Origin of the sequence: Halomicrobium katesii DSM 19301 (assembly GCF_000379085.1) — an archaeon.
Taxonomy (GTDB): Archaea; Halobacteriota; Halobacteria; order Halobacteriales; family Haloarculaceae; genus Halomicrobium; species Halomicrobium katesii.
Window position 1 is genome coordinate 878,059 of sequence record NZ_KB905378.1, and the last position, 25,324, is coordinate 903,382.

Annotated in this window: 26 protein-coding genes and 1 pseudogene; 15 read left to right on the forward strand and 12 right to left on the reverse strand. The window is 67.6% G+C overall.

Annotation, left to right across the window (positions count from 1 at the left end):
• Positions 1-15: 15 nt before the first annotated feature.
• Both HALKA_RS0104620 and HALKA_RS0104625 read right to left on the reverse strand, forming a co-directional pair.
• The gene (locus HALKA_RS0104620) at positions 16-531 is read right to left on the reverse strand and encodes a redoxin domain-containing protein (RefSeq protein WP_018256881.1); all 516 of its coding nucleotides are present in this window, start codon (positions 529-531) and stop codon (positions 16-18) included.
• Positions 531-794: a glutathione S-transferase N-terminal domain-containing protein gene (locus HALKA_RS0104625; protein WP_015761863.1), complete on the reverse strand. Its 264-nt coding sequence runs from the start codon at positions 792-794 to the stop codon at positions 531-533. Before HALKA_RS0104625 ends, HALKA_RS0104620 begins: the two co-directional genes overlap by 1 nt.
• Before the next feature lie 118 nt (positions 795-912).
• Here HALKA_RS0104625 and HALKA_RS19090 point away from each other — a divergent pair, with 118 nt between their 5' ends.
• On the forward strand, positions 913-2,325 hold the full coding sequence (locus tag HALKA_RS19090; protein WP_044956481.1) for a hemolysin family protein: 1,413 nt from the start codon (positions 913-915) through the stop codon (positions 2,323-2,325).
• 655 nt (positions 2,326-2,980) lie between these two features.
• Here the strand turns inward: HALKA_RS19090 and HALKA_RS0104635 are convergent.
• The 3 genes from HALKA_RS0104635 to HALKA_RS0104645 form a co-directional block, all read right to left on the reverse strand.
• Positions 2,981-4,165 (reverse strand): inorganic phosphate transporter, encoded by a 1,185-nt coding sequence (locus tag HALKA_RS0104635; RefSeq protein WP_018256883.1) that lies wholly within the window; start codon positions 4,163-4,165, stop codon positions 2,981-2,983.
• Between the two features lie 56 nt (positions 4,166-4,221).
• Positions 4,222-5,607 carry a PKD domain-containing protein gene (locus HALKA_RS0104640; protein ID WP_026190152.1) on the reverse strand — a complete coding sequence of 462 codons (1,386 nt, stop codon included), beginning with the start codon at positions 5,605-5,607 and terminating at the stop codon, positions 4,222-4,224.
• Between the two features lie 546 nt (positions 5,608-6,153).
• A complete protein-coding gene (locus HALKA_RS0104645) occupies positions 6,154-6,873 on the reverse strand; it encodes a DUF5828 family protein (RefSeq protein ID WP_018256885.1) in 720 nt (239 codons plus the stop codon).
• 216 nt (positions 6,874-7,089) lie between these two features.
• Here HALKA_RS0104645 and HALKA_RS0104650 point away from each other — a divergent pair, with 216 nt between their 5' ends.
• From HALKA_RS0104650 to upp, 5 genes are all read left to right on the forward strand, one after another.
• Positions 7,090-8,151 (forward strand): TAXI family TRAP transporter solute-binding subunit, encoded by a 1,062-nt coding sequence (locus HALKA_RS0104650; protein ID WP_018256886.1) that lies wholly within the window; start codon positions 7,090-7,092, stop codon positions 8,149-8,151.
• A 4-nt stretch (positions 8,152-8,155) separates the two neighbouring features.
• Positions 8,156-8,638, forward strand: a complete 483-nt coding sequence (locus tag HALKA_RS0104655) for a DUF1850 domain-containing protein (protein WP_018256887.1) — start codon at positions 8,156-8,158, stop codon at positions 8,636-8,638.
• Entirely contained in the window at positions 8,635-11,322 is a 2,688-nt protein-coding gene (locus tag HALKA_RS0104660; protein WP_018256888.1) for a TRAP transporter permease, read from the forward strand. Before HALKA_RS0104655 ends, HALKA_RS0104660 begins: the two co-directional genes overlap by 4 nt.
• A 127-nt stretch (positions 11,323-11,449) precedes the next feature.
• A complete protein-coding gene (locus tag HALKA_RS0104665) occupies positions 11,450-11,677 on the forward strand; it encodes a hypothetical protein (protein WP_018256889.1) in 228 nt (75 codons plus the stop codon).
• 58 nt (positions 11,678-11,735) lie between these two features.
• The gene (gene upp, locus HALKA_RS0104670; protein WP_018256890.1) at positions 11,736-12,413 is read left to right on the forward strand and encodes a uracil phosphoribosyltransferase; all 678 of its coding nucleotides are present in this window, start codon (positions 11,736-11,738) and stop codon (positions 12,411-12,413) included.
• Between the two features lie 150 nt (positions 12,414-12,563).
• On the opposite strand, the gene HALKA_RS0104675 is transcribed toward upp, so the two are convergent.
• Genes HALKA_RS0104675 through hisB form a run of 4 tightly spaced genes read right to left on the reverse strand, consistent with a single transcriptional unit; the run spans position 12,564 to position 14,645 of the window.
• The gene (locus tag HALKA_RS0104675; RefSeq protein WP_018256891.1) at positions 12,564-13,175 is read right to left on the reverse strand and encodes an IMPACT family protein; all 612 of its coding nucleotides are present in this window, start codon (positions 13,173-13,175) and stop codon (positions 12,564-12,566) included.
• 46 nt (positions 13,176-13,221) lie between these two features.
• A complete protein-coding gene (locus HALKA_RS0104680; protein ID WP_018256892.1) occupies positions 13,222-13,533 on the reverse strand; it encodes a 2Fe-2S iron-sulfur cluster-binding protein in 312 nt (103 codons plus the stop codon).
• The gene (locus HALKA_RS0104685; protein WP_018256893.1) at positions 13,534-14,061 is read right to left on the reverse strand and encodes a TrpY family transcription regulator; all 528 of its coding nucleotides are present in this window, start codon (positions 14,059-14,061) and stop codon (positions 13,534-13,536) included.
• Positions 14,058-14,645 carry an imidazoleglycerol-phosphate dehydratase HisB gene (hisB, locus tag HALKA_RS0104690; protein ID WP_018256894.1) on the reverse strand — a complete coding sequence of 196 codons (588 nt, stop codon included), beginning with the start codon at positions 14,643-14,645 and terminating at the stop codon, positions 14,058-14,060. Before hisB ends, HALKA_RS0104685 begins: the two co-directional genes overlap by 4 nt.
• Positions 14,646-14,886: 241 nt before the next feature.
• On the opposite strand from hisB, the gene HALKA_RS21295 reads away from it, so the two are divergent.
• A complete protein-coding gene (locus HALKA_RS21295) occupies positions 14,887-15,063 on the forward strand; it encodes a hypothetical protein (protein WP_018256895.1) in 177 nt (58 codons plus the stop codon).
• Positions 15,064-15,183: 120 nt separating this feature from the next.
• Here the strand turns inward: HALKA_RS21295 and HALKA_RS0104700 are convergent, their stop codons facing one another.
• The gene (locus tag HALKA_RS0104700; RefSeq protein ID WP_018256896.1) at positions 15,184-16,395 is read right to left on the reverse strand and encodes an MFS transporter; all 1,212 of its coding nucleotides are present in this window, start codon (positions 16,393-16,395) and stop codon (positions 15,184-15,186) included.
• Positions 16,396-16,517: 122 nt separating this feature from the next.
• Between HALKA_RS0104700 and HALKA_RS0104705 the strand changes: the two genes are divergently transcribed.
• Positions 16,518-17,591, forward strand: a complete 1,074-nt coding sequence (locus tag HALKA_RS0104705; RefSeq protein WP_018256897.1) for a TrmB family transcriptional regulator — start codon at positions 16,518-16,520, stop codon at positions 17,589-17,591.
• A 24-nt stretch (positions 17,592-17,615) separates the two neighbouring features.
• Here HALKA_RS0104705 and hisA read toward each other — a convergent pair whose 3' ends face one another.
• On the reverse strand, positions 17,616-18,338 hold the full coding sequence (hisA, locus tag HALKA_RS0104710) for a 1-(5-phosphoribosyl)-5-[(5-phosphoribosylamino)methylideneamino]imidazole-4-carboxamide isomerase (RefSeq protein WP_018256898.1): 723 nt from the start codon (positions 18,336-18,338) through the stop codon (positions 17,616-17,618).
• A gap of 93 nt (positions 18,339-18,431) precedes the next feature.
• Between hisA and HALKA_RS0104715 the strand changes: the two genes are divergently transcribed.
• From HALKA_RS0104715 to HALKA_RS0104740, 6 genes are all read left to right on the forward strand, one after another.
• A complete protein-coding gene (locus tag HALKA_RS0104715; protein WP_018256899.1) occupies positions 18,432-19,121 on the forward strand; it encodes a hypothetical protein in 690 nt (229 codons plus the stop codon).
• A gap of 78 nt (positions 19,122-19,199) precedes the next feature.
• Positions 19,200-20,396: an inorganic phosphate transporter gene (locus HALKA_RS0104720; protein ID WP_018256900.1), complete on the forward strand. Its 1,197-nt coding sequence runs from the start codon at positions 19,200-19,202 to the stop codon at positions 20,394-20,396.
• 68 nt (positions 20,397-20,464) lie between these two features.
• Positions 20,465-20,854, forward strand: a complete 390-nt coding sequence (gene fer / locus HALKA_RS0104725; RefSeq protein ID WP_015761835.1) for a ferredoxin Fer — start codon at positions 20,465-20,467, stop codon at positions 20,852-20,854.
• A gap of 92 nt (positions 20,855-20,946) precedes the next feature.
• A complete protein-coding gene (locus HALKA_RS0104730; protein ID WP_018256901.1) occupies positions 20,947-21,951 on the forward strand; it encodes a prepilin peptidase in 1,005 nt (334 codons plus the stop codon).
• 37 nt (positions 21,952-21,988) lie between these two features.
• The gene (hisI, locus tag HALKA_RS0104735; protein ID WP_015761833.1) at positions 21,989-22,354 is read left to right on the forward strand and encodes a phosphoribosyl-AMP cyclohydrolase; all 366 of its coding nucleotides are present in this window, start codon (positions 21,989-21,991) and stop codon (positions 22,352-22,354) included.
• Positions 22,355-23,539: a DUF7118 family protein gene (locus tag HALKA_RS0104740; RefSeq protein ID WP_018256902.1), complete on the forward strand. Its 1,185-nt coding sequence runs from the start codon at positions 22,355-22,357 to the stop codon at positions 23,537-23,539. It begins immediately after the preceding gene.
• Between the two features lie 4 nt (positions 23,540-23,543).
• Here the strand turns inward: HALKA_RS0104740 and glmM are convergent, their stop codons facing one another.
• Positions 23,544-24,908 (reverse strand): phosphoglucosamine mutase, encoded by a 1,365-nt coding sequence (glmM, locus tag HALKA_RS0104745; protein WP_026190154.1) that lies wholly within the window; start codon positions 24,906-24,908, stop codon positions 23,544-23,546.
• Between the two features lie 123 nt (positions 24,909-25,031).
• Here glmM and HALKA_RS22345 point away from each other — a divergent pair.
• Positions 25,032-25,223, forward strand: a pseudogene (locus HALKA_RS22345) (PAS domain S-box protein); the annotation flags it as partial.
• Between the last annotated feature and the right edge of the window lie 101 nt (positions 25,224-25,324).

Genomic DNA, 25,324 nt, shown 5'->3' on the forward strand with positions numbered 1-25,324 from the left:
AGCGTGCTGGAACCGCTATCGGATGACCGCCTCGACGGCGTCGTAGTCCGGGAAGTCGGGCCACTCGGTGGCGACCCAGGCGTACTCGATCGTCCGGTCGCTGTCGAGGACGAACACGGCCGGCCGGGGCTCGGCCACGCCGCTCATCCCGTCGAGGTCGTTGACGATGCCGTACGCCTCGGCGACGCCGTTGGCAGGATCGGAGTACAGCCGGTAGTCGTCGCCCAGCGCTCGCTCGTCGAGCAGGCGCTTGTGGGCGTACGGCGTCGAGATCGACAGGCCGACGACGGTGGCGTCGGCGTGCCACTCGCGCTCGCGGATCTCGTTCCAGGCGTACGTCGCCGGGAAGGCCCCGTCCATGGAGTGACAGATCAGCACCGTCGGATCGTCGTCCTCGGCGACCAACTCTGACAGGGACACGTCCGCCCAGTACTCGTCGGTGACCAGCGGACGGGTGAAGTCGGGGGCTCGCTCGCCTACCTCGGGGTGGTCTGCGGGACCGAGATCGACCACGTCGAAATCGAGCTCCATCAGTCGTCCCCTCCCTCGCCGTAGGTTCGATCGAGGTAGTCGACGATGTTCGCGCTCTCTGCCATCGTCACGCCAGTCTGCTCGTCGACGATTGCCGGGACGGTTCGCTTCCCACACAGGCGCTTGACGGCGTCGCGCTCCGAGTGGAGCGGTTCGACGAACCGGGATTCGTAGTCGAGGCCGTACTCCTGGAGCCGACGGACGACCCGCTCACAGAACGGGCAGGCCTGGAGCCGATAGAGTGTGATGGCGGTGTCGCTCATACACCCGCTCGTAGGAGCGAGCGACCGGTAATTCTGTCGGGTGTGTGCATTCCGTGTCGCGTCGGCGGGGTACCCCATGGCAACGTTTAATTCACACCCTCTGCAAACTCAGACGTTGATGGCTCTTGACCCCCCTGTCGGAGTCGATTCACTGGTAGCCTTGCCACTACAGGTCGACATCTACGGTCCCGTCCAGCTGCCCGAGAACGTGTTTCTCGGGATCGGTGCGGGGATCATTCTCCTCTTGATCGGGCTGTCGGCGTTTTTCTCCTCGTCGGAGATCGCCATGTTCTCGCTGCCCAGCCACCGCGTCGAGGCCCTCGTCGAGGACGCCGTCCCCGGGTCGAAGACCCTCAAAGGGCTCAAAGAGGACCCACACCGGCTGCTGGTGACGATTCTGGTGGGGAACAACCTCGTCAACATCGCGATGTCCTCGATCGCGACGGGGCTGTTGACGTACTACCTCGGGAGCGGCCAGCAGGGCCTCGCAGTCGCGCTCTCGACGTTCGGGATCACCGCGATCGTCCTGCTGTTCGGCGAGAGCGCGCCCAAGAGCTACGCCGTCGAGAACACGGAGTCGTGGGCGCTGCGGATCGCCAAGCCGCTGAAGCTCTCCGAGAAGGTCCTGTTGCCCCTGATCGTCCTGTTCGACTATCTCACCCGGATCGTCAACAAGGTCACCGGCGGCCGCTCGGCCATCGAGACCTCGTACGTCACGCGCGAGGAGATCCAGGACATCATCGAGACCGGCGAGCGCGAGGGCGTCCTCGACGAGGAGGAACGCGAGATGCTCCAGCGGACGCTGCGGTTCAACAACACGATCGCCAAGGAAGTGATGACGCCGCGACTGGACATGGAAGCCATCTCGAAGGACGCCTCCGTCGAGGAGGCGATCCAGCAGTGCGTCCAGAGCGGCCACGCCCGCGTGCCGGTGTACGAGGGGAGTCTCGACAATGTCATCGGCATCGCACACCTGCGGGACCTGGTCCGGGATCGGGACTACAGCGACGTAGAGACCGCACTCGCGGACCTCATCGAACCGACGCTGCACGTTCCCGAGTCGAAAAACGTCGACGACCTCCTGACGGAGATGCGCCGCGAACGGCTCCACATGGTCATCGTCATCGACGAGTTCGGCACCACCGAGGGACTGGTGACGATGGAGGACCTCACCGAGGAGATCGTCGGCGAGATCCTCGAAGGCGAGGAAGAAGAGCCGATCGAGTTCGTCGGCGACGGCGAGGTCGTCGTCAAAGGCGAGGTCAACATCGAGGAGGTCAACGAGGCCATGGACCTCGAACTGCCCGAGGGCGAGGAGTTCGAGACCATCGCCGGCTTCATCTTCAACCGCGCGGGCCGCCTCGTCGAGGAGGGCGAACGCATCGAGTTCGACAGCGTCGAGATCGTCGTCGAGCGGGTCGAGAACACCCGCATCATGAAGGCGCGGCTGTTACGGATCGAGCCCGAAGACGGCGAGAACGGCGAGACCGAGAGCGACGGCGACACGTCCACACAAACGCCGACCGAGTGATACGCGACGGTGTCGACACTCACCAGATCGACTGTCCGTCGCCGAGAGACTCCGTCCGTCGCCGCTCGACTCTGGTCGTCCAGAAATCGCCGATTCGACCGGCGAGGAAAGGCTCTCGAACACCCTCACACAGTGTGGTCGGCGTGCGGTCGACTGGAGCCGTCTACACTGTCTCTGTCCCCGGACGCCCTCGGACCGACGCTTTCGGTACTGGTCGACGTGCTGTCTCATACGGAAAGTTGTAGTTACTTACCGGTGAGCGTCGCCACGGGGTAGACGCTCACCGGTACATTCCGACAACCGTCCGTATCAGACCTGCCGGTCGAAAAGATGTCACATGTGAGTTGCTGTGGTGTGTCTCTGGACGTGTTCTAGCAGAAATAAGGAATATATTGCTGCATGGCCGAAGAATCATATATACAGTCGACAACCGTTTGGTTGATATGGCAATTCACTCCCCAGACCAGTGCGACGATACTGTCCCGATCGGCACGCGAACGCGAGTGGCCGACGACGATATGAGTGACACTGACCGCTCTTCGGACGGGTTGGTCGGCGCTACGGAGTGTGATCCGACGCCGATCGTTCCGCACACTCGGGTACCGAGATAAGTTGGCGAGATCGGCCGAGACCGCCGTGTCGTCGTCGGCGTGGGCTACAGGATGGCTACGGCGCTGAAGATACCGTAGCCGAGCCCGAGCGCCAGTCCCAGCGAGGCGATCCAGGCCAGCACCGTCTTGCCCATCTTCTCGCCGCTGACCGACCCGCCACCGGCGGCCGCGCCGCTCCCGATGATCGAGAAGACGATGATCTCGTTGAACGACACCGGGAGCCCGAAGAAGACGGCCGTCTGTGCGATCATGAACGAGGGGATCAGCGCCGCGATCGACCGGCGCGGCCCCAGCGAGGAGTAGTCCTGCGAGAGGGCCTTGATCATCCGGGGTGCACCGGTCCAGGAGCCCGCGAGCAGGCCGATCCCGCCGCCAAGCAGCACCGCGGTGATCGGGACGGTGAACGTATCCAGCAGCGGCAACAGCGGTCCGATCGCCAGCCCGACCTGACTGCCGCCGGCCGAGAAGGCGACGAGCCCGCCCATCACCAGCAGGAATCGCCGCTGTGCCCGCTCGCCGTGTTCGCGGATATCGTACCACACCAGCGTGGCGACCAGGAGTCCGAGCACGAGCGAGACCAGCGCCCGGCCGCCGGTTCCGCCCTCGAACGTGCGCGCGAGGGCGACCGAGAGGGCACCCGGGCCGCCGTCGGGTCCGAGGCCCGTGAACTCGACGTTCGCCAGTAACACGCCGACCAGTCCGGCCAGCCCACCGATCGAGAGACGCTCGCGGACGTTCTCTGCGCGGAGCAAGCGGGCCGTGGCGTAGGCGACGCCGCTGCCGACGAACGGTGTGCCGACCCAGAGAGCGACGATCTGCTGGTACTTCGGCCACGCGGGCTGGCCCCCCATCGCCAGCCCGACGCCGACGACCGCACCGGTGACGGTAAAGGCCGTCGCGATCGGGTAGCCGGCGAAGACGCCGATGGCGACCAGCACCGCCGCAGTCAGCAGTGCGATCGTCGCGGCGATCGCCGAGAGGCCGCCACCGTCGGGAAAGAGAACGAGCCCGCTCCCGACCGTCTCTGTGACGTTGGCTCCCTGTAACACCGCCCCGAGCAGACCCAGAATCCCGACGAAGAAGCCGGCACGCATCACCGAGATAGCGTTGGCCCCGACCGCCGGTGCGAACGGCGTCGAGCCGGACGATCCCGCGCCGATCGCCCAGGCCATGAACAGACTCGCTGCGGCGGCGATCACGAGCGTCCCGAGCGTACTCCCAGCGACCATCTGTCACCGGGTTTTGCCGGCCACCGTATTAGGCTGTCGGCTGGCGAGAGACGGCTTCAGTTGCTCTCGCTCTCGACGGGGTAGAGGGCGTCGGAGTGGCCGTAGTCGCTGGTGTCTCGGTGCAGCGCCCACATGCTGACGTTTCCGATGCCCTGCTGTTTCGCGTAGTTGGCGACGTTCTGGGTGTCGCTGACCGACCACTCGGACTCGTTGACGTTGGGAAGGAACCCGAGCTTCGCGCGCCGCTGTGCCTCGCTCTTGTCGGGATAGACGGTGCTCATCCAGTCGACGGTGCCCTCGACGGCCGATTTGACCCGCTCGGGGGACGTGTCCACGTCGGTCCAGTCCATCGTCATGACGTTGATGTACTCCAGCTCGACGCCCTTCTCCAGCGCGTCGGTGATCATGTCTTTCCCGGGACAGTGGTCGGCGTTGACGATCCCGGAGGGCCTGGCGGCCACCGTGTACGTGACTTTCACGTCCGGCCGCTCGGACTGGATCTGTGCGAGCGCCTCGTTGCGCATCTCGTAGTAGGTGCCGTCACGACCGGGCTCGTCGTAGTTCTCGTCGTCGATGTCGATGTGAGTCACGCCGAGCGTGTCGATGACGGTCTCGTAGGCGCTTTTGACCTCCGAGACGCTGCTCGCGTCCCTGGCGACGATCCGGCCGTCCCAGCCGCCCATGGCGACCCACACGTCGTAGCCCTCGTCTTGCAGCGTGCTGACCTTGTCGGCGTGGTCCGAGAGCGGCCGGTCGCCGTCCGCGGTGAGCCACGCGGGAGTGACCGTCCCGTCGTCGGTGCCGTCGCCGACGAAGGAGAGGACGACGCGGTCGGTGCTCGCGTTCCGCGTGTCACCCAGGATGTCGCCCCACGTGCCGAGATACGGGGAGAAGATGGCGTCACTGTTGCCGCCCGACGAGGAGCTGACAGAGATCACCGTCGTCGCGCTGTCGGTGGCTCCGTCGTCGTCGGTGACGGTGAGCGTGACGGTGTAGTCCCCGGCCGAGTCGTAGCTGTGACTCGTCGTCGCCCCGGTCGCCGTCGTCCCGTCGCCCAACTCCCACTCGTAGCTGGCGATCGACCCGTCGGCGTCGGACGATCCCGATCCGTCGAGGTCGACGGTCGTTCCGGGCTCGACCGTGGTCGCGGACGCGCTGACCGACGCCGTCGGTCCCTCGTTGCCCGTCCCGCCGTCGCCGCCACAGGAGCCTTCGAGCGTCCAGACGGCTTTACTCTCTTCGGGGGCAGAGCCCCGAGTCCACCACTCGGCGGTCCATAGAGACCCCTCGTAGGTCACCTGATCGCCGCCGTTGTAGGTCGCGTCCGGGTCCCACTCGGCAACGTTGCCACAGTCCGTCGCGGCCACGGTCGTGCCAGCGCCAGCCGCGAGGACGAACGTACTCGATACCGCTCGAATGAACTCTCTACGTGAATTGTTCATGGTTGTCACTCTCGGAGGCAGTCGTTTGGCCCCAACCCCACGCGTCCCATGCCAGTGGTGTGTCGGACGACCCCGGGCGCTCGACAGCCCGACGGTCGCCGCCGCGAACCGGGAAGAGCCGAACCTCCGTCGGAGACGTTGTGAGAATCCCACATAAGTCCTTCATAATTTTACACAGTCGTTCGGGAAGTACGGAACTGTTACCGAAGTGTCCCGCTTCGAATTAACGAAATTCATCTACTAATACAAAACGACTTACAGCAGACACTCACCACTCTCGTGTTTTCATTATAGAGAAACAACTCCGGGGGTGATTCTGGGGTGTGCGATTCGGTACCGCGATTCTTCCAGAAATAGTGGTCGTAATCTGGGTCCGCAGTCGCTCTCTCTCCGGAAATTCTCTGCTGCTTGGTCCCGTTTCTCACGGCGTCGGTTCGTCTCCCGCCTCTCCGACGCCAGACCGAAGTTTCGCTCGGCTGCCCTCGCTCAGTTCGTTTTGGCGTCTCCCGGACACGAACCCGAAATTAAACGCCGACAGAGCAGCGTTTAGTTCGTCTTCGCATCCGTCTCCTCGTCGCCCGTCTCTTCCTCGCTCACCTCGACGCCCTCCGCCGTGGCGGCGGCCTCGACTTCCTTCTCGGTGTTGACGTGCCACCGGTCGACGTCGCTGTCGAAGTCCGCCAGGCGGTTGGAGACTCGCTCCTTGAGGTCGTCGTCGTTGACGTTGATCTCGAAGACGTACTCGGGGCGGTCGTCGCCGTTGACCCGCTGGAGGTTCGCGCTCACGAGCGCGTTGTCGAAGTAGTACGGTGCGATCTGGGTCATCACGTTCTTGTAGACGGTGTCTTCGACCGTCCGCAGGGCCTTGCGGCTGGCCGAGTCCGCCGCGCGGGCGACGTAGTCTAAGCTCTCGCCCCACGACTCGACGGCCTCGTCGGGCTCGTCGAGGTTCTCGTAGGAGTCTGCGAGCTTCTCGCCGGCCGTCCGGAGGTCGTCGTCCGGGTCTTTCCCGGCCTGTTCGCCTTTGCCCTCGTCGACGCGGGCCTGTTCGGCGGTCTTCTCGTTGACGTCCTCGTCGAGTCGCTCGTGGCTCTTCGGTCGCCACTCGTCGAACTCTTCGAGGGCGTCGCCGTCGACTGGCTGGTCGACGCGCTCGTCGGTCGCCAACTCTCGCAGCGCCTGTACGATCCGCTCGCCGTGTTCGACGATGTTGACCCAGCCACCGCGGCGCTTGAAGCCTGAAACGCTCTCTTCTATGTCTTCCATGGTCGATTAGAACAGCTAGTGGACGTGGTGTCCATCCGTTGATGCTGGCGGGTTTTGTCGCTACACCACTATAAGCTTTCGTCGGATGCGTGGTACCGACCGACACGGACGGCCCCGTTCCCGACGATCGCAGCGACCTCTCGCTCCGGTCTAGGATCCGCTTACCGGCCGTTTCGAGTCTCATAACGAAATGTCGTCCGGTGGTACGACCGGTCTATGGGCGATCACACCAGACGACGATTCATCCGCGCGACCGGACTCGTGAGCGTCACCGCACTCGCCGGCTGTGCCGGCGACGGCGGCGGCGGTGCGGAGGACTCACCGACCGAGACGGAGATGGACGAGGGTGGCGACGAGACGGAGGGTGACACGGACGAGACGGCCACCGACACCGAATCGTCTGACGGCGGCGACGGCCAGGCCGACACCCGCCTCTCGTGGCACGCCGGCGGGACCGGCGGCACCTACTTCCCGCTCTCGAACGAGTTCAAGACGGTCGTCGAGGACAACACCGACTTCACGCTGAACGTCCAGTCGACGGGGGCCAGCGTCGAGAACGTCGGCAGCCTCGCCAACGGGAACGCCGACTTCGCGCTGATCCAAAACGACATCGCGTACTTCGCGAAGAACGGCACCGGCATCGACGCGTTCCAGGACAACGCCATCGAGAACCTGCGCGGCGTCGCGACGCTGTACCCCGAGACGATCACGGTCGTGACCCTCGCCGACACCGGCATCTCGCAGCTGTCTGACCTCTCGGGAGCGACGATCAACACGGGCGATCTGGGCAGCGGCACGCAGGTCAACGCCAACCAGATCCTCGAAGCCGTCGGCGTCACCGACTTCGAGGAGCAAAACGCCTCGTTCTCGCAGGCGGCCGACCAGCTCCGGAACGGCGACATCGACGCCGCCTTCGTCGTCGGGGGCTGGCCGGTCGGGGCGATCGAGGATCTGGCGACGACCAACGACATCGCGATCGTCCCCATCGACGGCGACAACCGCACGGCGGTCACGGACGCGGCGTCGTGGTTCGCCGACGACACCATCCCGGGCGGGACGTACTCGGGCGTCTCCGAAGACGTGGCGACGGTCGCCGTCCAGGCGATGATCGCGACCAACGCCGACGTGCCCGAAGCGACGGTCGAGACGGTGACGGCGGCGATCTTCGACAACGTCGACGCGCTGACGATCAAGACGGAGTTCATCGGCGTCGACTCGGCGCAGGACGGGATGTCGATCGAGCTCCACCCCGGCGCGGCGGCCTACTTCGACGCCTGATCCGATGGGGTGGCTCCGTTCCGGACTGGTCGCCGCGGTCCTCGTGACGGCGGCCGTCGGCGTCTCGCTGCCGGCCCAGCAGACGCTGGTCGTCTCGTCGGTCGATTCGGGCGACGTGCTCCTCCGGACGCCGGTCGAGGAGGACGCGCGCGTCGCGCTGGCGTACACCCACAGCGTCGAGCGCACGCGCGTCGTCGACACCTATCGGGTCCGTGACGGACAGTTAGAGATGACCCGGATGACCTTCGAATCGTACGGCTGGGGACTGCCGGCCGACGCCAACGTCACGCGGGCGAACGGTTCGTTCGTCTACGATCCGCCGGGGACGTTCGAGACGATCACGGTCAAGCCGGGCCGGATCGCCGGCCACCGCCTCCACGTCGGCGACCGGCGCTACGACCTAGTGAACCGTTCGAACGCACGCGCCGTCCGCATCACCGTCGAGCGCCGGCCGGCGCTGGCGGTGGCGATCGACCACGTCACATGACTCCTCGCATCACCGACACCGATGTCGCGGCCGACGACTTGCTCCAGGAGATCGAACGCAAACGCTCGCTGCGGCGGGTGGCCAGCGTCGTCGTCTCGATCGTCGGCGTCCTCTTTTCGGCCTACCAGATGTGGTTCGCCGCCCGCGGGTTCGTCTTCGCCGTCGAGTTGCCCGTCCTCGGCGAGGTCGAACTCGCCTCCCTGCAGCTGTTGCAGATCAACGCCGTTCACGTCGGTTTCGCGCTCGTGCTGACGTTCCTGCTGTACCCCGGGAGCACGGGCGACGGGCGATTCGCGCGGGCCTGCAGCGGACTCCGAGCGCGGACGGCCGCTCGGCTCGGCCCCGACAGCCCGCTCGTCTCGGCGATGGACGCGACCGGTGACGGACTGGCCTGGCTGTTCGTCGATTCCGACCTCGATCGCGTGACGCCGTCGGATCTCCTCCTGATCGCCGTCACGGTGCTGTCGAGCGCGTACTTCGTCACCGACTTCCGGGAGATCCAGCGCATGCGCGCGCTGGGGCTGCCAGCCGGTCGGCCGATCCAGGAGGTGTTCACGTTCCTCGACCCGGTTGCCGGCCTGCTCGGCCCGCTGACGGACGTGTCCTACGCGTTCGTCCTGGGCGTCGTCGGCGTCTTGCTCGTCCTGGAGGCGACGCGGCGAGCGATCAGTCTCTATCTCGTCTTCATCGTGGGCGCGTTCATCGTCTACGCCCGCTTCGGCGTGTTGATCCCACAGGACGCGGCCTACGTCGGCGTCCTCTCGATCCCGGAGCTGACCTGGCCCTCGATCGTCCAGAACCTCTGGTACAACACGGAGAACGGCGTCTTCGGTATTCCGGTGACGGTCTCGGTGCAGTTCATCTACATCTTCATCCTCTTTGGCGCGTTCCTGGAGATGTCCGGCGCGGGCCAGTGGTTCATCGATCTCGCGTACGCGGCGACGGGCACGCGCAAGGGCGGGCCAGCGAAGGCGTCGATCCTCGCGAGTGGTTTTATGGGGACGATCTCCGGCTCCTCGATCGCGAACACGGTCACGACCGGCGCGTTCACGATCCCGCTGATGAAACGGTCGGGCTACTCCCCGGAGTTCGCCGGTGGCGTGGAGTCTTCGGCCTCCTCGGGCGGTCAGATCCTCCCGCCGGTGATGGGTGCCGCGGCCTTCCTGATCGTCCAGTACACCGCGACGCCCTTCGCCGACGTGATCGTCGCCGCCGCGATCCCGGCCGTCGTCTTCTTTTTCGGCGTCTGGGTGATAGTCCACTTCGAGGCCTCGCGGCTGGGTATCGGGGGGCTCGATCCCGACTCGGTCGTCGACATCCGGCGACACCTCTGGACGGGCTGGTTCTACCTCGTCCCCGTCTTCCTCCTGCTGTACTACCTCATCGGCGCTCGGCTCTCGGTCGCGCGCTCGGCGTGGTTCACGCTCGTGGCCATCGTCGCGCTGATCACGCTCGTCGCGGCCTACAGCGACGAGACGCGGGGGCGACTCGTCGCCCTCCTCCTGGCGCTCGGCCTGGGGCAGTTCCTCGCACAGTGGTCGACCGGCGCGCCCCTCGTCGCCGCACTGAGCGGCGGCGGTCCGGGCGGGCTATCGATCGGTGGGGCCGCCGCGGCGACGCTTGGCACCGTGGGCCGACTGGCGATCGCGGCGGGCGTCCTGACACTGCTCTCGAAGCCGCGCCTGACCGCGTCGTGGCTCGCGCTCGATCCCGCGGTCGACGAGGCCGCCGACGGGCTCTCGACGGCCGTCGGTCGCCCGGCGGCGGGCGACAACGGGCTCGTTCGGCTCGGTACCTTCGTGCTCAAGTCGATGGACAGCGGTGCCCGGACCGCGGTCCCGGTCGTCGTCGCGGTCGCGGCCGCGGGCATCATTCCCGGCGTGATCAGCGTCTCCGGGCTGGGGCCGAACCTGGTCGCGCTCATCCGCTCGCTGGCCGGGGGCTCGCTGGTCCTCCTGCTGGTCATCACCGCCATCGCGTCGATCATCCTCGGGATGGGGATGCCGACGACGGTCACCTACATCATCCTCGTGTCGATGCTGGGGCCCGCGCTCGTGACCTTCGGTATCCCCGAACTCGCCGCGCACCTGTTCATCCTCTATTTCGGCGTCATCGCCGACATCACGCCGCCGGTGGCCGTCGCCGCCTACGCGGCCTCGGGCATCGCGAAGTCGGACCCCTTCCAGACGGGCATCGAGGCGTTCTCGCTGTCGCTCAACAAGGCGATCGTCCCCTTCGCGTTCGTGCTGGTCCCCGGCATCGTCCTGCTCCGCGAGAAGGACGACGCGGCGGAGCTGCCCCTGGGCGAGCAGTTTCGCGTCGCCACCCCGGCCGATCTGCTGGATCTGGGCTGGTCGCTCCCGGAGGTGTTCGTCCCCGTCGTCGGCGTCTTCCTCGGCGTCGTCGCGCTGGCCGGCACCGTCATCGGCTTCGTCTACGCGCCCCTCGACCGCCGGGAACGGGCCGGGCTGGCGGTCAGCTCGCTCCTGTTGATGGCTCCCGGGCTCCCGGTGTCGGCCGGCTACGACGTGACGGCGCTGCTGGGGCTCGGCGGCGGCTCGGTCTCTCTGACCGCCGACCTGCTGCTCCGGGCCGTCGGGCTCGCGATGCTGGTCGCGCTGCTGGCGAAGAACCGGCGGGCGGCCCCCCGCGGCGATTCCGGAGCGACCGCCGACGCCGCGTAGCCCGGCCTGGTAGGTCGAGCGTAGGACCGTCTCTCGGCCTGCCACCCGTCCTTACCGTCGGATAAGAGCGAACTGTTCCCGATTCGAGTCGCATAACGAAATGGGTCCCACCCCCAGGACCGGGTGCATGGACGACAGCACTCGACGACAGTTCGTCAGGGCGACAGCACTCACGAGCATCGGCCTGCTGGCCGGCTGTAGCGACGGCGGCGGTGGCGGTGCCGTCGGTACCGACGAGGACGACGGCGCGGACGACGGGACGGACGACGGCGAAGCCGAGACGGAGACGCCCGAGAGCGGACAGGAGGAGACGGAGGCCGACCTGTCGTTCTCGCCGCGGGCCGGCGACGCGTAGGTCGCCGCTCCGGCGCGATCGATCAACAGTTAAGCGCCGCCCGCTCGTGCCTCCGCGCATGGCTATCGAGGATCGTGGCGAGGCGAAGGTGATCACCCACGCACTGGCACGTGACGAACTGTCGCGGCTCCGTGACGTCGAGACCGAACAGGTCGAGTTCCGGAAGGGGCTCGTCCGCCTCGGTCGGATCTGTGGCTACGAGATCATCGACGGCCGCATGGAGACCGAGTACGTCGCCGTCCAGACGCCCCTGACGGACACGATGGGCGAGCGCGTCAAGGGGCTCGACGACGTGGTGATCGTCAACGTTCTGCGGGCGGCCACGCCGTTCGTCGAGGGACTGCTCAAGGCCTTTCCGCGGGCCCGGCAGGGGGTCATCTCGGCCAGCCGGGACGAGAGCGCCGGGATGGCAGACGACGGCTCGTTCCCCATCTCGATCGACTACGTGAAGCTGCCGGAGATCCGCGCGACAGACACCGTCGTCGTCGCCGACCCGATGCTCGCGACGGGCTCGACCATGGCCGCGGTCCTCGAAGCGATCCGCTCGCAGGGGCCCGACCCCGAGCAGTTGCTCGTGCTCTCTGCGGTGGCCGCGCCGCCGGGGCTGGTCCGTCTGAACGAGTCCGACCCCGGCGCGGAACTGCTGACGGTCGCGATCGACGACGAACTCGACGACGACGGCTACATCGTCCCCGGCCTGGGCGACGCCGGCGACAGGGCGTTCCGAACTGATTAAGTTCCGGGACGGTCGACGGATGGATATCACCGGTTCGTTCGACGATCCACGAACCCCTTCTCTTCGGGTGGAAATCCGCAACACTGCGGTCCAGTACGAGTTCCAGTGGAACTTCGAACGGACGATCGAACCCGTTCTCGGCCCGGAAATCTATTCGTCTGACGAACCGATCCGTGCCCGACCGCTGGTCGCGCTGGCGATGCGCTCACGGAGGGTGTCGGCCTCCGCGACCGGGACCCGCAGGTCGAACGTCACCGTCGCCTCGTAGCTGGCGTCGAACTCGACGCCGGTGCTCTCGACGATGCCACGCACCGTTCCCGAGTCGTCGTAGTCGACCGTCACCGTCAGCCGCTCGTGGGGTCGCTCGGTCGTGATGCCGGCGTCGTCGACAGCGTCCTTGACGGCCCGCGAGTACGCTCTGGCGAGGCCGCCCACGCCGAGGTTCGTGCCGCCGTAGTAGCGGGTGACGACGGCGGCGACGTTCTCGATTTCGCGTTGCTGGAGGACGTTGAGCGCGGGCTTGCCGGCGCTGCCGGACGGCTCGCCGTCGTCGCTCGAATACTCGCGCAGGGGGTCGGCCCGCACCCGGTAGGCCGGGACGTTGTGGGTCGCGTCGGCGTACTCTCCGCTCACGGCGTCGACGAACGCCTCCGCCTCGTCGACGGTGTGGGCCGGGCGCACCCGGCCGATGAACTCAGAGCCCTGCACCTCGAAGGCCGCCTCCCCCCGGCCCGCGACGGTGTCGTACGCCTCGTCGGTCACAGCGACTGTTGTGCCGGAGCGGGCATACGGCTTGTCCTTCGGACGGTCACTCTCGCCGGCCCCAGACCCGCTTCTCGGGAATCCGGACCGCCATTCCGTCCTCGACCCGGAGCTGGCAGGACAGTCGCGGGTAGCCGAAACGGTCGGCCAGCCGATCGTGCCAGTGGTCGGCCTCGGGAGGCGTTTCGAGTCGAACGCCACAGGTCGCACACAGTCCGCGCCCGCCGCAGTTGGCGACGGCCAGGCGGCTGTGGGGCGACAGGTCGTGTTCCACCAGCACGTCCCGCAACACGCGCCCGGCCTCGCAGTCGATCTCTCGGACCGCGCCGTCGGGCGTCTCGACGGTGATCGTGGCCATCTATTGCAACTCGATCCGGCGGACGAACGGCAGCGATTTGATGTCGGTGATCAACTCGCCGGGGAAGGCCTCGTCGGTGATGACATAGAGGCGCGGGTCGTCGGTGAACTCCGGATCTTCGGAGATTACCTGCCGGATCGTGATATCGTGGTCCGAGATGGCGTCGGTGACGGCCGCGACGATGCCGCTCTCCTCGGCGTTGCTGACAGCGACGGTCAGCACGGTCAGATCCAGCACCGGAGCCAGGTCCATCAGGCTCGGGATCGCCGAGATGTTCTGGAAGATGCGCGTGAGCTGTTCGTCTTCGAGGATCGCGCTCGTCGTGGCGTTGACGACCCGGCGGTCCACGTCGACCTCGCGGGCGACCTCCGTGTTCGGAATCTCGATGCCGCCGGAGACGACCCGCCCCTCGTCGCTGACCGAGAAGCCCCGTTCGAGCAGCAGGCGAATCACCTGCTGTTGGCCGGGCGAGTCCGAGAACTTCTCCATGATCGTGTCGAACGTCGCTCCACCGGTGTCGCTGCTCATAGCTCGCCTTTCGTGCTGGCCACGTCCGACCGGCGCTCGTCGATCCGGGTGGCGTCGTCCAGCGCCCGCGCCAGTCCCTTGAACAGCGCCTCGATCTCGTGGTGAGCGTTCTCGCCGTCGACCTCGACGTGCAGCGTCAGCCCGGCGTTGGTCGCGAGCGACCGACAGAAGTGCTTGGCCATGTGGCTGGTCAGCCCGCCGACCCGTCCCTGCGAGAACTCGCCGTCGAACGCGAAGTAGGGCCGGCCGGACACGTCGACCACGACCCCGGCGACGGCCTCGTCCAGCGGGACCCGGCGGTCGGCGAAGCGCCGGATGCCGCGTTTCTCGCCCAGCGCTTCCGCGAGGGCCTCGCCCAGCGTGATCGCCACGTCCTCGACGGTGTGGTGGTCGTCGATCTCTAAGTCGCCGTCACAGTTGACGGTCAGGTCGAACAGGCCGTGGGTGGAAAACGAGTCCAGCATGTGATCGAAGAAGCCGACGCCGGTGTCGACTGTCGACTCCCCGTCGCCGTCGACGTCCAGCGTCACCTCGATGTCGGTCTCTGCCGTCTCGCGGGTGACGGCCGCGGTGCGGTCGGTCATACGCCAGTAGTGTCGGGCCGGCTATTTGGCGGTTGCGCCCCGCGATGGGTCGTGCTCAGAGAAGCCGCTGCATTTTCTGCGTTGCAGACACCGAAAGCCCTCGACACGCTCTTCAGTGCTTTAGACTGCCTGCACCGATCTCTTCTCTGAACACCGACCGCCGATAGCGGACTACACCCACGGAACGGCGTCAGACGGCTGTCTGCCGGGTGCTTATCCCGATCTTCGACGAGTGGTCCGTATGGACGACGCGAAAGTACAGGTCGCCGCGTCGGCGGTCATGCTGGCGGGCGCGCTCCTCTTTCACACGATGGCGACGGACATCGTCGGCGCGCTGCTGGTCGCAGGCGGGGCCTACGCGCTGATCCTCGCGAAGTTCGTCCAGTCCGAGGGGGCGGCGGCGCGGTCCTCGCGGTAGGACGGCGTCGTCCGCGCCCGGCAGCCCCAGCGGCGACGTTCATACTGCCGGCTGGAACTCCGTACGGCATTTCGCGACACCGTGGTCACGGATGTCTTGCAACGGTGACAGCCGACGGTATCAGTCGGCCACGGAGAGGCCCGCCCGTTCGCGCCGTTGCTCGGCCACTCGCGCGAGGAGTACCACGGCGAGGGCGGCCACGAGGGGCACGAGCAGGAGTCGCATGGCCGCGCCGAGGTCCGAGCCGCTGATGACCCACCCCATCACGGCGGGCGCGATGCCGACGCCCAGCGACGAGGAGATGGCGGCGACGGCGGTCACGGGGCCGCTGTGTCGGGGGACGGCGTCGGTGGCGTAGGAGACGAGCATCGGGAAGATGCCGGAGATGAGCGCGCCGATGACGACGACGCCGGGGAGGAGCCACAGCCCCGTCGCGAGGACGAACGTCGCGTAGAACGTCGGGACCAGGAGCGCGAGGATTCCGGTGAGGATCTTGAGGTAGCCCACTCGCTCCGAGAGGCGGCCATAGAGGAGGCGACCGGGGACGTAGCCGGCGATCATCACCGACAGCGACAGCGACGACAGCGCCGCCGCCGAGAGGCCGAGGCCGGCGACGCCGGTCGGCACGACGCTGTCCACGTAGGTCGGTAACCAGAGGAAGAGCCCGCCCTCGACGCCGGTCCCCAGAAACATCACCACGATCATCGCGGCGATCTCGGGCCTGCGAAGCAGCGCCAGCAGTTCCCGGCGGTCGAACGGCTCCTCGGTCCCCGTCGCCGCGGGAGCGTCGAGCCGCCAGACGACGACGGCGAGCAGTGCCATCCCGACGGCCAGCCCGTAGTACGCCAGCCGCCAGTCGGCCACTGCGAGGACGGCGACGACCCCGATCGGTCCGACCATCGCACCGGCGGCCCAGGTCATGTCGTAGTAGCTGTACATCCGGCCGCGGCTCTCCGGGTAGAAGTGGCTGAGTATCGGCCGGTTCAGCCCTCTGAGCACACCGTTCATCGTTCCGCGCACGAGCGTGCCGACGAGAAACACCGCCAGCAGCGGAGCCGCACCCATCGCCAGCAGCGAGAGCGCGCTGCCCAGCAGCCCGCCCACGATCAACCGGTGGGGCTTCAGGTGGCCGGCTCCGAAGCCGACGATCGAGACGACGACCAGGTAGCCGGCGGTGCCGGCGGTGCTGATCAGACCGACCTGCCACGCGGGCGCGTCGAAGGTGGTCCGCAGCTCTGGGATCACCGGCCCACGGATCATCATGATCGCGCCGGTCAGCGCCATCGTCGCGAACAGGGCCGCCGTCCAGAGCCGGCGGTTCGACCCGGTCACGCTTCACCTGCCGTCCGGTGGTCCGGGGCCAGAGCGCCAGCGCGCGCGACACCTGCGGTCATAGTCGAAGCGTGGTGATCCGACGAGAAAAGTTTTTCTAATAGTATAAGAAAAGTCTTCGCATGGGTGAAAGCCAGATCAGGGAGACGCTGTCGGCCTTCGGACTCTCGACGAAGGAGGTCGACGCCTACCTGGTAATTCTACAGCGGGGGGAAGCGACGACCCGGGCCGTCTCGGAGGCCGCGGGCGTCTCACAGAGCTACGTCTACGAGATCGCGACCGCGCTGGCCGAACGCGGACTGGTCATCGTCGACGAGAGCGCGACGCCGACGAAGCTCCGCGCCCGACCACCGGAAGAGGCCGTCGACGCGCTGACGATGCACCTCTCGGAGTTCGAGACCGCCGTCGAGAGCGTGTACGATCAGCCGGCCGAGACAGCGGCGGGGTTCGAGGTCGTCCACGCCAGCCAGACCGTCGAGCGCCGCCTCGAACGCCAACTGGCGCGTGCGGAGCGAGAGGTCTTCGCGATCGTCCCGTCGAACGCCTTTCCCGCCGTCGCCGACGCGCTCGCCGACGCCCGGGAGCGGGGACTGACCGTCTACTGTCTGCTGGCCGGCGAGTCCGGGGAGTCGCACGTCGCCGAGATGGACGACCCCGGCCGGTACGCACACGTCGTCCGGAGCTGGGACGGCCGCCCGCCGCTGTTCGTCGTTCGGGACGCGCTGGGGGGCGTGCTGGCTTCGCACGGGATGCTCACCAGTCGCCACGGTCGGGGCTACGCGCTCGCGTTCAACCAGAACGAGGTCGCCTCTGGCTTTTTCGGCAACTACGTCAGCAACGTCTGGCCCATGGGCGAACAGCGCTTCGTCGCCGAACCTCCGGCGCTGCCGGCGACCTTCGAGCTGTTTCGCTCAGGCGTGACGGCAGCGGCCCTCCACACGACGGCGGGCCACGACGTCGTCGCCGACCTCGACGTGGTCGCCACCACCGGCGAGACGGCCCGCCAGTTCGAGGGCGTCCCGATCCGCGAGGTGCGCCAGAACCTCGTCGAACCGGTGAACAACGCCTTCCCCATCGAGAACTCGCTGGTCGTCGAGACCGACGACGGACTGATCAGCGTCGGCGGCCAGGCCTGCGGTCTGGGGCCGTACTACGAGGAGTACGCCGCCCGCGAAGTGACGATCAGGGATGCCTGACACTGCCGGCGGTACGAGCGGCCGTCACTCGACTGCCGCCATCGCTTCTTCGAGCGTGAACGCGCCCTCGTAGAGCGCGCTGCCGACGACGACGGCGGCCGCGCCCGCGTCCCGGAGCGCTCGCACGTCCTCGACGGTCGCGACGCCGCCGCTGGCGATCACGGGGATCTCGACGGCGTCGACGACGCGCCGGACCGGCTCCGTGCGGACCCCCTCCAGTTGCCCCTCGACGTCCACGTCGGTGAAGAGAATCCCGCCGGCACCGAGCTCCGCGTAGCGGCTCGCGGCCTCGGCCGGGTCCAGCCCGGTCCCCTCGGTCCACCCCGAGACGACCACTTCGCCGTCCTTGGCGTCGAGGCTCACGAGGACGCTCTCGGGGTGTTCCTCGCTGATCTCGGCGACGATGTCGGGGTTCTCGACGGCCGCGGTGCCGAGGATGACCCGGTCGACGCCCCGGTCGAGCAGGTCGATCGCGTCCTCGGCCGTCCGAATGCCCCCGCCCAACTGCACGTCCGTGTCGACGGCGTCGAGGACGGCGTCGATCGCGTCGGCGTTCGCTCGTTCGCCCTCGAAGGCACCGTCGAGGTCGACCAGGTGCAGCGTCGTCGCGCCCGCTTCGATCCACCGTCGGGCGGCCGCGACGGGCTCGCCGTAGCGCTTGCCGGTCCCGCGTTCCCCACCGACCAGCTGGACCACCTGCCCGTCCTGCATGTCCACCGCCGGGATCACCGCAAATTCCGGAAACATACGCGTCAGTCTGCCGGCGATCGCTGAAAGGGTATCGGTGTCCCGGCCGTCGCGTTCCGAACCCTTATGCGCACGTCCACTCGATAGGGAGGCATGTCACGATCTTCCGGTCCCGGGCTGCTCGCTCGGTTTCAGGCAGCCGTCCTCGACGAGTCGTCGGCGTACCGACAGTTTGCCCGTGCGACCGGCGTCGCGACCGCCGGACTGGCCGGTGCCTACGCCCTGCTCGTCTTCGGGGTCGTCGACCTCGGTGCCGCCGTCGTCTCGACGTTCGAGATCGCCGTCGGGATCGCGGTCACGCTGTTCGTCCTGATGGGTATCGTCCAGTTCGTCGTCATCGCGCGGGCCTACGAGTACGGCACCGAGACGGTCGCCGAGACCGCCGAGCAACTCGAACAGGCCGCCGAGGAAGTCGAGACCGTCGCCGACGAACTCGACGAGACGGCCGCGACCGTCGAGGACGCCGCCACCGACGTCGAGACCGCGGCCAAGGAGGTCGACGAGGCGAGCGAACAGGTCGAGGGGGCGACCGAGCAGGTCGCCGACGCGGACCCCGACACCGCCGACGACGCCGCCGAGCGGGTCGGTGAAGCGACCGAACGCGTCGACGAGGCCACGGCGAAAGCCGACGAAGCCACCGAGAAGGCCGACGAGGCCCGCACGAAGACCGGGACGGCAAAGGAGGTCGCAGACGATGTCAAAGAGACCGTCGAGCGCGAACGCGAGGTCCTGCCGGAAAAAGAGCGGACGGCGGGCGACGACGGGGACGACAGCGAGACGTGAGCGTGTGACACGTGAGTGCTGAACACCCGCGAAAGCGGGTGTCGGTACCCTTTAACGGCCCTGGGACGTGCCACGGATATGGTCGAAGTACTGTTTCTGGTCGGTATTCTCGTCGCGATCTTCGTCGGGTTCAACATCGGTGGGTCCTCGACTGGTGTCGCCTTCGGCCCAGCGGTCGGTGCTGGGACGCTCTCGAAGTTCGGAGCCGCCGCTCTGATGACGATTTTCGCCCTCGCAGGCGGCCACTTCGTCGGCCGGGAAGTCGTCAAGACGCTGGGCAGCGGGATCGTCTCCTCGGAGTTCACGATGCTCGTCAGCATCGTCGTGCTCTTTTTTATCGGGTTCGCGCTCTTCCTCTCGAACGTCGTCGGCGTCCCCGCCTCCACGTCGATGACGGCCGTCGGCGCGATGGCGGGGCTGGGGATCGCCCAGGGGACGCTCAACTGGGAGGCGATGGGAGAGATCGTCTCCTGGTGGCTGGTCTCGCCGGTGATCGCGTTCTGGGTCAGTGGCGTCATCGGCCGGTACTTTTACCCGGCGCTGGTCGAGCGCTTCGCGATCCCACAGACCGACGGCTCGCTGCTCGCCCTCGATCGGTCGGGGTCGGTCCCGCGGCCGGTGCTGGGCGAGAACACCACGCGCCGGGAACTGATCGGGACGCTCCTGGTGGTCGGTATCGGCTGTTACATGGCCTTCGCCGCGGGTGCCTCGAACATCGCCAACGCGGTCGCACCGCTGGTCGGCAACGAGTCCCTGGAGATGACGCCCGCCATCCTGCTGGGCGGCGGCGCGATCGGGCTCGGGGCGTTCACGATCGCCCGGCGGACGATGGACACCGTCGGCAACGATCTCACCGATCTCCCGCTGCTGGCGGCGCTACTGGTCGCGGCCGTCAGCTCCACTATCGTCACCTTCCTCTCGGCGCTGGGGGTGCCGGCGAGTTTCGTCATCATCGCCACCATGAGCATCGTCGGGCTCGGCTGGGGCCGCGCCACCCGGACGACGACGATCTCGGACACGGTCAAAGGCGAGACGCCGGAGGTGTCGGTCGGCGCACTCACTGCCGACGCGCCCGACGCGCCGACCGTCGGCGGTCAGGCCGGCACGCCGAGCGAAAAGCACAAACAGCCGATCGGCGAGCCCGAGGACATCCCGAAGGCGGGTGACCTGTTCGAGCCGGAGACGACCGCGAGAGTGATCCTCACACAAAACTTCGTTCCCGCGGTCGCGACGCTCGCGGCCTATCTGGTGTTCAAGTTCGTCCCGATTTTTTGACCGAATTCCGGCGGCCGCTCGGGCGGAACAGCAAAGTCTAACAGTGCGGGGGGCCAACCAAACAGGTGATGCCCACAGTTGAGTACCTCAACTACGAAGTAGTGGACGACAAAGGCTGGGACATGTACGACGACGGCGTCTTCGAAGACGCCGCCGACGCCGACCTCTCGGACGAGGACTACGGCACGCTCGAAGTCAACGAGGGCGAGTACATCCTCGAAGCCGCCGAAGCCCAGGGCTACGACTGGCCCTTCTCGTGTCGCGCCGGTGCCTGTGCCAACTGCGCAGCTATCGTCGTCGAAGGCGAGATCGACATGGACATGCAGCAGATCCTCTCCGACGAGGAAGTCGAGGAGAAGAACGTCCGTCTGACCTGCATCGGCAGCCCCGACGCCGACGAGGTCAAGATCGTGTACAACGCGAAGCACCTCGACTACCTGCAGAACCGCGTCATCTGAGGACCTGCTGTTCTCGGCCACGGATGGCCTGGGGGTAACGGCCCCGCTTTCTCCCCGCAAGTGATATCTTCGTGGGCCGATATCCACCGCTCGTGTTATCCTCGACGTTCGACAGTCTGGTTACCGTCCCCGGAATCGGGGTGGCGGCACCGGCCTCGGATCTCCTCCGACTCGTCGCGATCCCCGTCTTCGGGTGGGCGGCCTATCGCGACGTCAAGACCCGGCGGGTCCCGACCAGAGCCTGGTTCCCGCTGGCGGCGCTGGCGATCGCGTTGCTCGTCTGGGACGGCTACGGTGCGTACGTCGGCGGCGACCGACTGTTCTTCGTCCAGGCGGCGATCAGCCTCGGGTTCATCGTCCCGCTGGTGACGGCGTTCTGGTACATGGGTAGCTTCGGCGGGGCCGACACGAAGGCGTTCTACGTGCTGGCGCTGCTCTTTCCCGCGTACCCGATCTACTACCTGCCGACGACGACGATCCCGACCTTCCAGCCCGCGATCGGCGTGTTCTCGCTGACGATCCTCTCGAACACGGTCGTCGCGGGGGCGCTGTATCCGGTCGGCGTCGCCGCCTCGAACCTCGCTCGCGGTCGCGTCGGGCTCCCGATGGTGATCGGCAAGCCCGTCGCGACGCCGGAGCTGATCGAGGAGTACGGGCTCTTGCTGGAGACGCCCGACGGCTTCACTCGCCGGGGGCTCGACCTCGACGCCCTCCGGATGTACCTGCGCTGGCGGGACTGCACCCTGGCCGAGCTGCGCGCCGATCCGGCGGCCCACCGGGACCCCGACAGCCTGCCGCAGGTCCCCGGCGAGGTCGGGGACGGGAACATTCGGACCGACGGCGGCACGGCACCCGCCCCATCGCTCGCCGACTACGACGACCCCTGGGGGGCGGAGGCGTTCCTCGACGACGTCGACGGAGCGTACGGCACCACGCCCGAGGGGCTGTGCGACGGTCTCGACGTGATCGCCGCCGAGGACGAGGTGTGGATCTCGCCGGGAATCCCGTTCCTCGTGCCGACGTTCGCCGGACTCGTCCTCTCGATTACCTACGGCGACGTGCTGGTGTCGCTGCTCAGGACGCTGGGGCTCGGCTAGCAGAAGACCTATGCGGCGGACACGCCTTCGCCCGCTCATGAGCGACGGCGAACTCGCCTTCGACGAACAGGACCTCCTACCGGCGGTCGCACAGGACGCCGACACCGGCGAGGTCGTGATGCTCGCGTACGTCTCCGAGGCGGCTCTGGAACGCTCTCGGGAGACGGGCTACGCCCACTACTACTCGCGCAGCCGCGACGAGCTCTGGAAGAAGGGCGGGACCAGCGGCCACACGCAGGAAATCGAGGAGATCCGAATGGACTGTGACGGAGACGCGATCCTCTATCTGATCGACCAGGAGGGCGGTGCCTGTCACACCGGCTACCGCTCCTGTTTCCACCGTACGGTCGACGGCGAGGTCGTCGGCGAGCAGGTGTTCGATCCCGACGACGTCTACGAGTAGATGGCCGACGCTGACGCGGTCACGCGACTCCGGCAAGCCGACGCCGACCGGCGGGCGGCCCGCGAGCGCGTCGAGAGCGTCGGCGCTGAACGAAGTGAAGGGGCGACAGAAGTGCGCGCGGTGAACGAAGAGAGCCGCACGCCGGCCGGCGAGGACGCGCTCCGGGCCCTCCGGACGGCCTGCGAGGAGCTTCGCGCGCTGCTGACGGAGTACGAGGGTCGGGCGACCGGTGACGGCGACTTCGCGGCCTTCATCGAGTTCCAGGATCGGATCGCCCACTTCACGAACGACCTCGACGAGGAACTGCCAGAGCGGACCGTCTTCGAGGAGATCGACGAGCGCCTCCAGCAGCGCCGCCTCACCGAGGACGACTTCGCGGCCGTCCGCGAGCGCATCGACGCCGCCGAGGAGACGGCCGACCCCCTCGTCGAGTGGGAGGACGCCCGCGAGCGCTACCGGGAGGCCAGACGCGCCGCGCGGCGCCGCCTCGACACCGTCGCGGACCGGATCGACGACCGCGAGCGCCTGCTCGAACTGGGCGAGGCCGACCTCGACGCGCCGACGGAGCGGCTCCGCGACCCCATCGAGCGCTACGACGATGCCGTCGCCGACGCGTTCGACGCCGTCCGATCGAACGCGTCGGCCCGCGAGGTACTCGACTTCGTCGAGACGACGGCGCTGTACCCGCTGGTCCCGTTTCGCGAACCGCCCGAGGACCTGCTGGCGTACGTCCGCGGCCACGAGGCGGGCACCGATCCGATCCCGCAGCTGCTCGCGTACGCGGAGTACTCGCGGTCGAAGCTGGACCACTACGTCGCAGAGCCGGCCACGCTCAAGCGCGCTGTCGGGACGAACCAGACGTACCTGCAGCGCCTCGACGCCGACCCCCTGACCGTCGGCTGGCCCCCGCCTGCGGCGGACACGCTGCGCTGGCAGTGCAACGAACGGATCTCGGTCGTCGCCCGGTTCGCCCCGGACGTGGTGAGCGACCTGCGGGCCGTCCGGGCGCTCACTCGCCGGTCGGAGTACGATCGGCTGCGAGACAGCGCGGTCGCTCGCGAGCGTCTGACCGACGCGGAGCGAGAACGGCTCCGGACGGGCGCGGTCGCGGACGAACTCGCCGACCTGCGGGCCGAACGCGACGCGCTCCGTGACGCGCTCGACGAGCTGTCGGAGCTGGCGTGATCGCTCACCCGTCTTCGCGGACTCGATCGATCGGGTCGGCGAAGGTCGATAGCAGCTCGTCTGCCCGCTGCTGGGTGTGGGCCTCGGCGTAGATCCGGACGACGGGCTCGGTGCCCGAGGGACGGGCCAGCACCCACCCGTCGCCGTACTTCAGCCGGTAGCCGTCGGTCGTGTCGAGGTCCGCGACGGCCTCGGTGGCGGCCGCTTCGACGGCGTCGAGCATCGCTGCGCGCTCTGTCTCGTCTTCGTACTCGACGGCCGCGCGGACGTTGACGTAGTCGTCGAAGCGGGCGGCGATCTCGCTGGCGGGTTCCTCGGCGACGAGTTCGAGGAACTTCCCGGCGGTGTAGGCCCCGTCGCGGGCGATCCGGTAGCCCGGGAAGATGATGCCGCCGTTGCCCTCGCCCGCGACGCTGACGGTCTCACCTGCCGCCCGGAGCTGCTGGATCCGCGTGATGAGGTACGTCGAGCCGATCCGGGTCAGCGTCAGCTCGGCGTCGGCGGCCTCGACGACGTCGACGAGACGCTGTGAGGCGTTGACCGCCGAGACGACGGTGTCGCCGGGTTCGACGGTCGCCTCGACGAGCGCCGCGAGTGCGGCGTCGCCGTTGATCGTCGTCCCGGTCTCGTCGACGAACACCGCACGGTCGGCGTCGCCGTCGTGTGCGATGCCGAGATCGGCGTCGGTCGTGCGGACGTACTCTCGCAGGTCGGCGAGGTGCGGGTCGATCGGTTCCGGGTCGCGACCGGGGAAGTGGCCGTCGGGCTGGGCGTTGACGGTGTGGACGGTACAGCCGAGCTCTCGCAGGAACGTCGGGCTCGTGTGACAGCCGGCTCCGTGGCCCGGGTCCACGACCACGGTCAGATCCGCCGCCGCGATCGCCGTCCGGTCGACGGCGTCGAGGACTTCAGTAATGTAGTCGTCGCCGGCTCCGTCGATCGCCCTCGTCCGGCCCAGCCCGTCCCACCGGACGGTGTCGAACTCCGTGGCTTCGAGGCGGTCCTCGATGTCGTCGAGGACGGTCCTGTCGAGTTCGACCCCGTCCGCGCCGATCAGCTTGACGCCGTTGTACGCTGGCGGGTTGTGCGAGGCGGTGATCATCATGCCGGGGACGCCGTGACGGGCACAGTAGGCCTGTAGCCCGGGCGTCGACACTTCTCCGAGCAGGTCGACGGCGTGGCCGGTGCTGGCCAGCCCGCTGGCCGCGGCGTCCGCGAGCATCTCCCCGCTGGTTCGCGTGTCTCGCGCCAGCGCGATTCGGTCGGCGTCCCACACCGAACCGGTCGCCTGTGCGATCTGTAGGACGTACGCCGGTGTCACCTCCTCGTTTGCCACACCTCTGACGCCGCTGGACCCGAAGACGTGCATCTCACTGGGCACTCGTGTGCCGACCGGCTTAGGGCTACCGTCTCCGTCGTTTTCGACGCCCGCTACCCGACACATGTGAACGACCACCATCTTTTTGCCTGCACGCGGTGTATACACGCTGATATGAACCGTCCGGTCGACCGGGTGCTCCTCGACTACGCGCAGGACAAGATCGCCGTCGTCGACCGGGACGGGACCTACCAGTACCTCAATCGAGCGGCGAAGTCGATCCTCGGGTACGATCCCGACGAGCTGGTCGGCGAAAACGCCTTCGAGTTCATGCACCCGTCCGATCGGGACCACGTCCGGACCCGCTTCGAGGAGACGATCGGCGTCGACGACGAGTTCGTCGACGTGACCGCCGAGTACCGCCGAGTACCGCCACCGCCAGCGCGAGGGGGGCTGGGTGTGGCTGG

Bases quoted from the DNA above. Each gene is read 5' to 3' on its own strand.
- hisA (WP_018256898.1), bottom strand. From the start codon at position 18,338: ATGTTTCCGGAATTTGCGGTGATCCCGGCGGTGGACATGCAGGACGGG.
- HALKA_RS0104685 (WP_018256893.1), bottom strand. From the start codon at position 14,061: ATGAGCAGCGACACCGGTGGAGCGACGTTCGACACGATCATGGAGAAG.
- HALKA_RS0104620 (WP_018256881.1), bottom strand. From the start codon at position 531: ATGGAGCTCGATTTCGACGTGGTCGATCTCGGTCCCGCAGACCACCCC.
- upp (WP_018256890.1), top strand. From the start codon at position 11,736: ATGGCTATCGAGGATCGTGGCGAGGCGAAGGTGATCACCCACGCACTG.
- HALKA_RS0104650 (WP_018256886.1), top strand. From the start codon at position 7,090: ATGGGCGATCACACCAGACGACGATTCATCCGCGCGACCGGACTCGTG.
- HALKA_RS0104655 (WP_018256887.1), top strand. From the start codon at position 8,156: ATGGGGTGGCTCCGTTCCGGACTGGTCGCCGCGGTCCTCGTGACGGCG.
- hisI (WP_015761833.1), top strand. From the start codon at position 21,989: ATGAGCGACGGCGAACTCGCCTTCGACGAACAGGACCTCCTACCGGCG.
- HALKA_RS0104640 (WP_026190152.1), bottom strand. From the start codon at position 5,607: ATGAACAATTCACGTAGAGAGTTCATTCGAGCGGTATCGAGTACGTTC.
- HALKA_RS19090 (WP_044956481.1), top strand. From the start codon at position 913: ATGGCTCTTGACCCCCCTGTCGGAGTCGATTCACTGGTAGCCTTGCCA.
- HALKA_RS0104645 (WP_018256885.1), bottom strand. From the start codon at position 6,873: ATGGAAGACATAGAAGAGAGCGTTTCAGGCTTCAAGCGCCGCGGTGGC.
- glmM (WP_026190154.1), bottom strand. From the start codon at position 24,908: ATGCACGTCTTCGGGTCCAGCGGCGTCAGAGGTGTGGCAAACGAGGAG.
- HALKA_RS0104625 (WP_015761863.1), bottom strand. From the start codon at position 794: ATGAGCGACACCGCCATCACACTCTATCGGCTCCAGGCCTGCCCGTTC.
- hisB (WP_018256894.1), bottom strand. From the start codon at position 14,645: ATGACCGACCGCACCGCGGCCGTCACCCGCGAGACGGCAGAGACCGAC.
- HALKA_RS0104665 (WP_018256889.1), top strand. From the start codon at position 11,450: ATGGACGACAGCACTCGACGACAGTTCGTCAGGGCGACAGCACTCACG.
- HALKA_RS0104635 (WP_018256883.1), bottom strand. From the start codon at position 4,165: ATGGTCGCTGGGAGTACGCTCGGGACGCTCGTGATCGCCGCCGCAGCG.
- fer (WP_015761835.1), top strand. From the start codon at position 20,465: ATGCCCACAGTTGAGTACCTCAACTACGAAGTAGTGGACGACAAAGGC.
- HALKA_RS0104660 (WP_018256888.1), top strand. From the start codon at position 8,635: ATGACTCCTCGCATCACCGACACCGATGTCGCGGCCGACGACTTGCTC.
- HALKA_RS0104705 (WP_018256897.1), top strand. From the start codon at position 16,518: ATGGGTGAAAGCCAGATCAGGGAGACGCTGTCGGCCTTCGGACTCTCG.
- HALKA_RS21295 (WP_018256895.1), top strand. From the start codon at position 14,887: ATGGACGACGCGAAAGTACAGGTCGCCGCGTCGGCGGTCATGCTGGCG.
- HALKA_RS0104715 (WP_018256899.1), top strand. From the start codon at position 18,432: ATGTCACGATCTTCCGGTCCCGGGCTGCTCGCTCGGTTTCAGGCAGCC.
- HALKA_RS0104740 (WP_018256902.1), top strand. From the start codon at position 22,355: ATGGCCGACGCTGACGCGGTCACGCGACTCCGGCAAGCCGACGCCGAC.
- HALKA_RS0104720 (WP_018256900.1), top strand. From the start codon at position 19,200: ATGGTCGAAGTACTGTTTCTGGTCGGTATTCTCGTCGCGATCTTCGTC.
- HALKA_RS0104680 (WP_018256892.1), bottom strand. From the start codon at position 13,533: ATGGCCACGATCACCGTCGAGACGCCCGACGGCGCGGTCCGAGAGATC.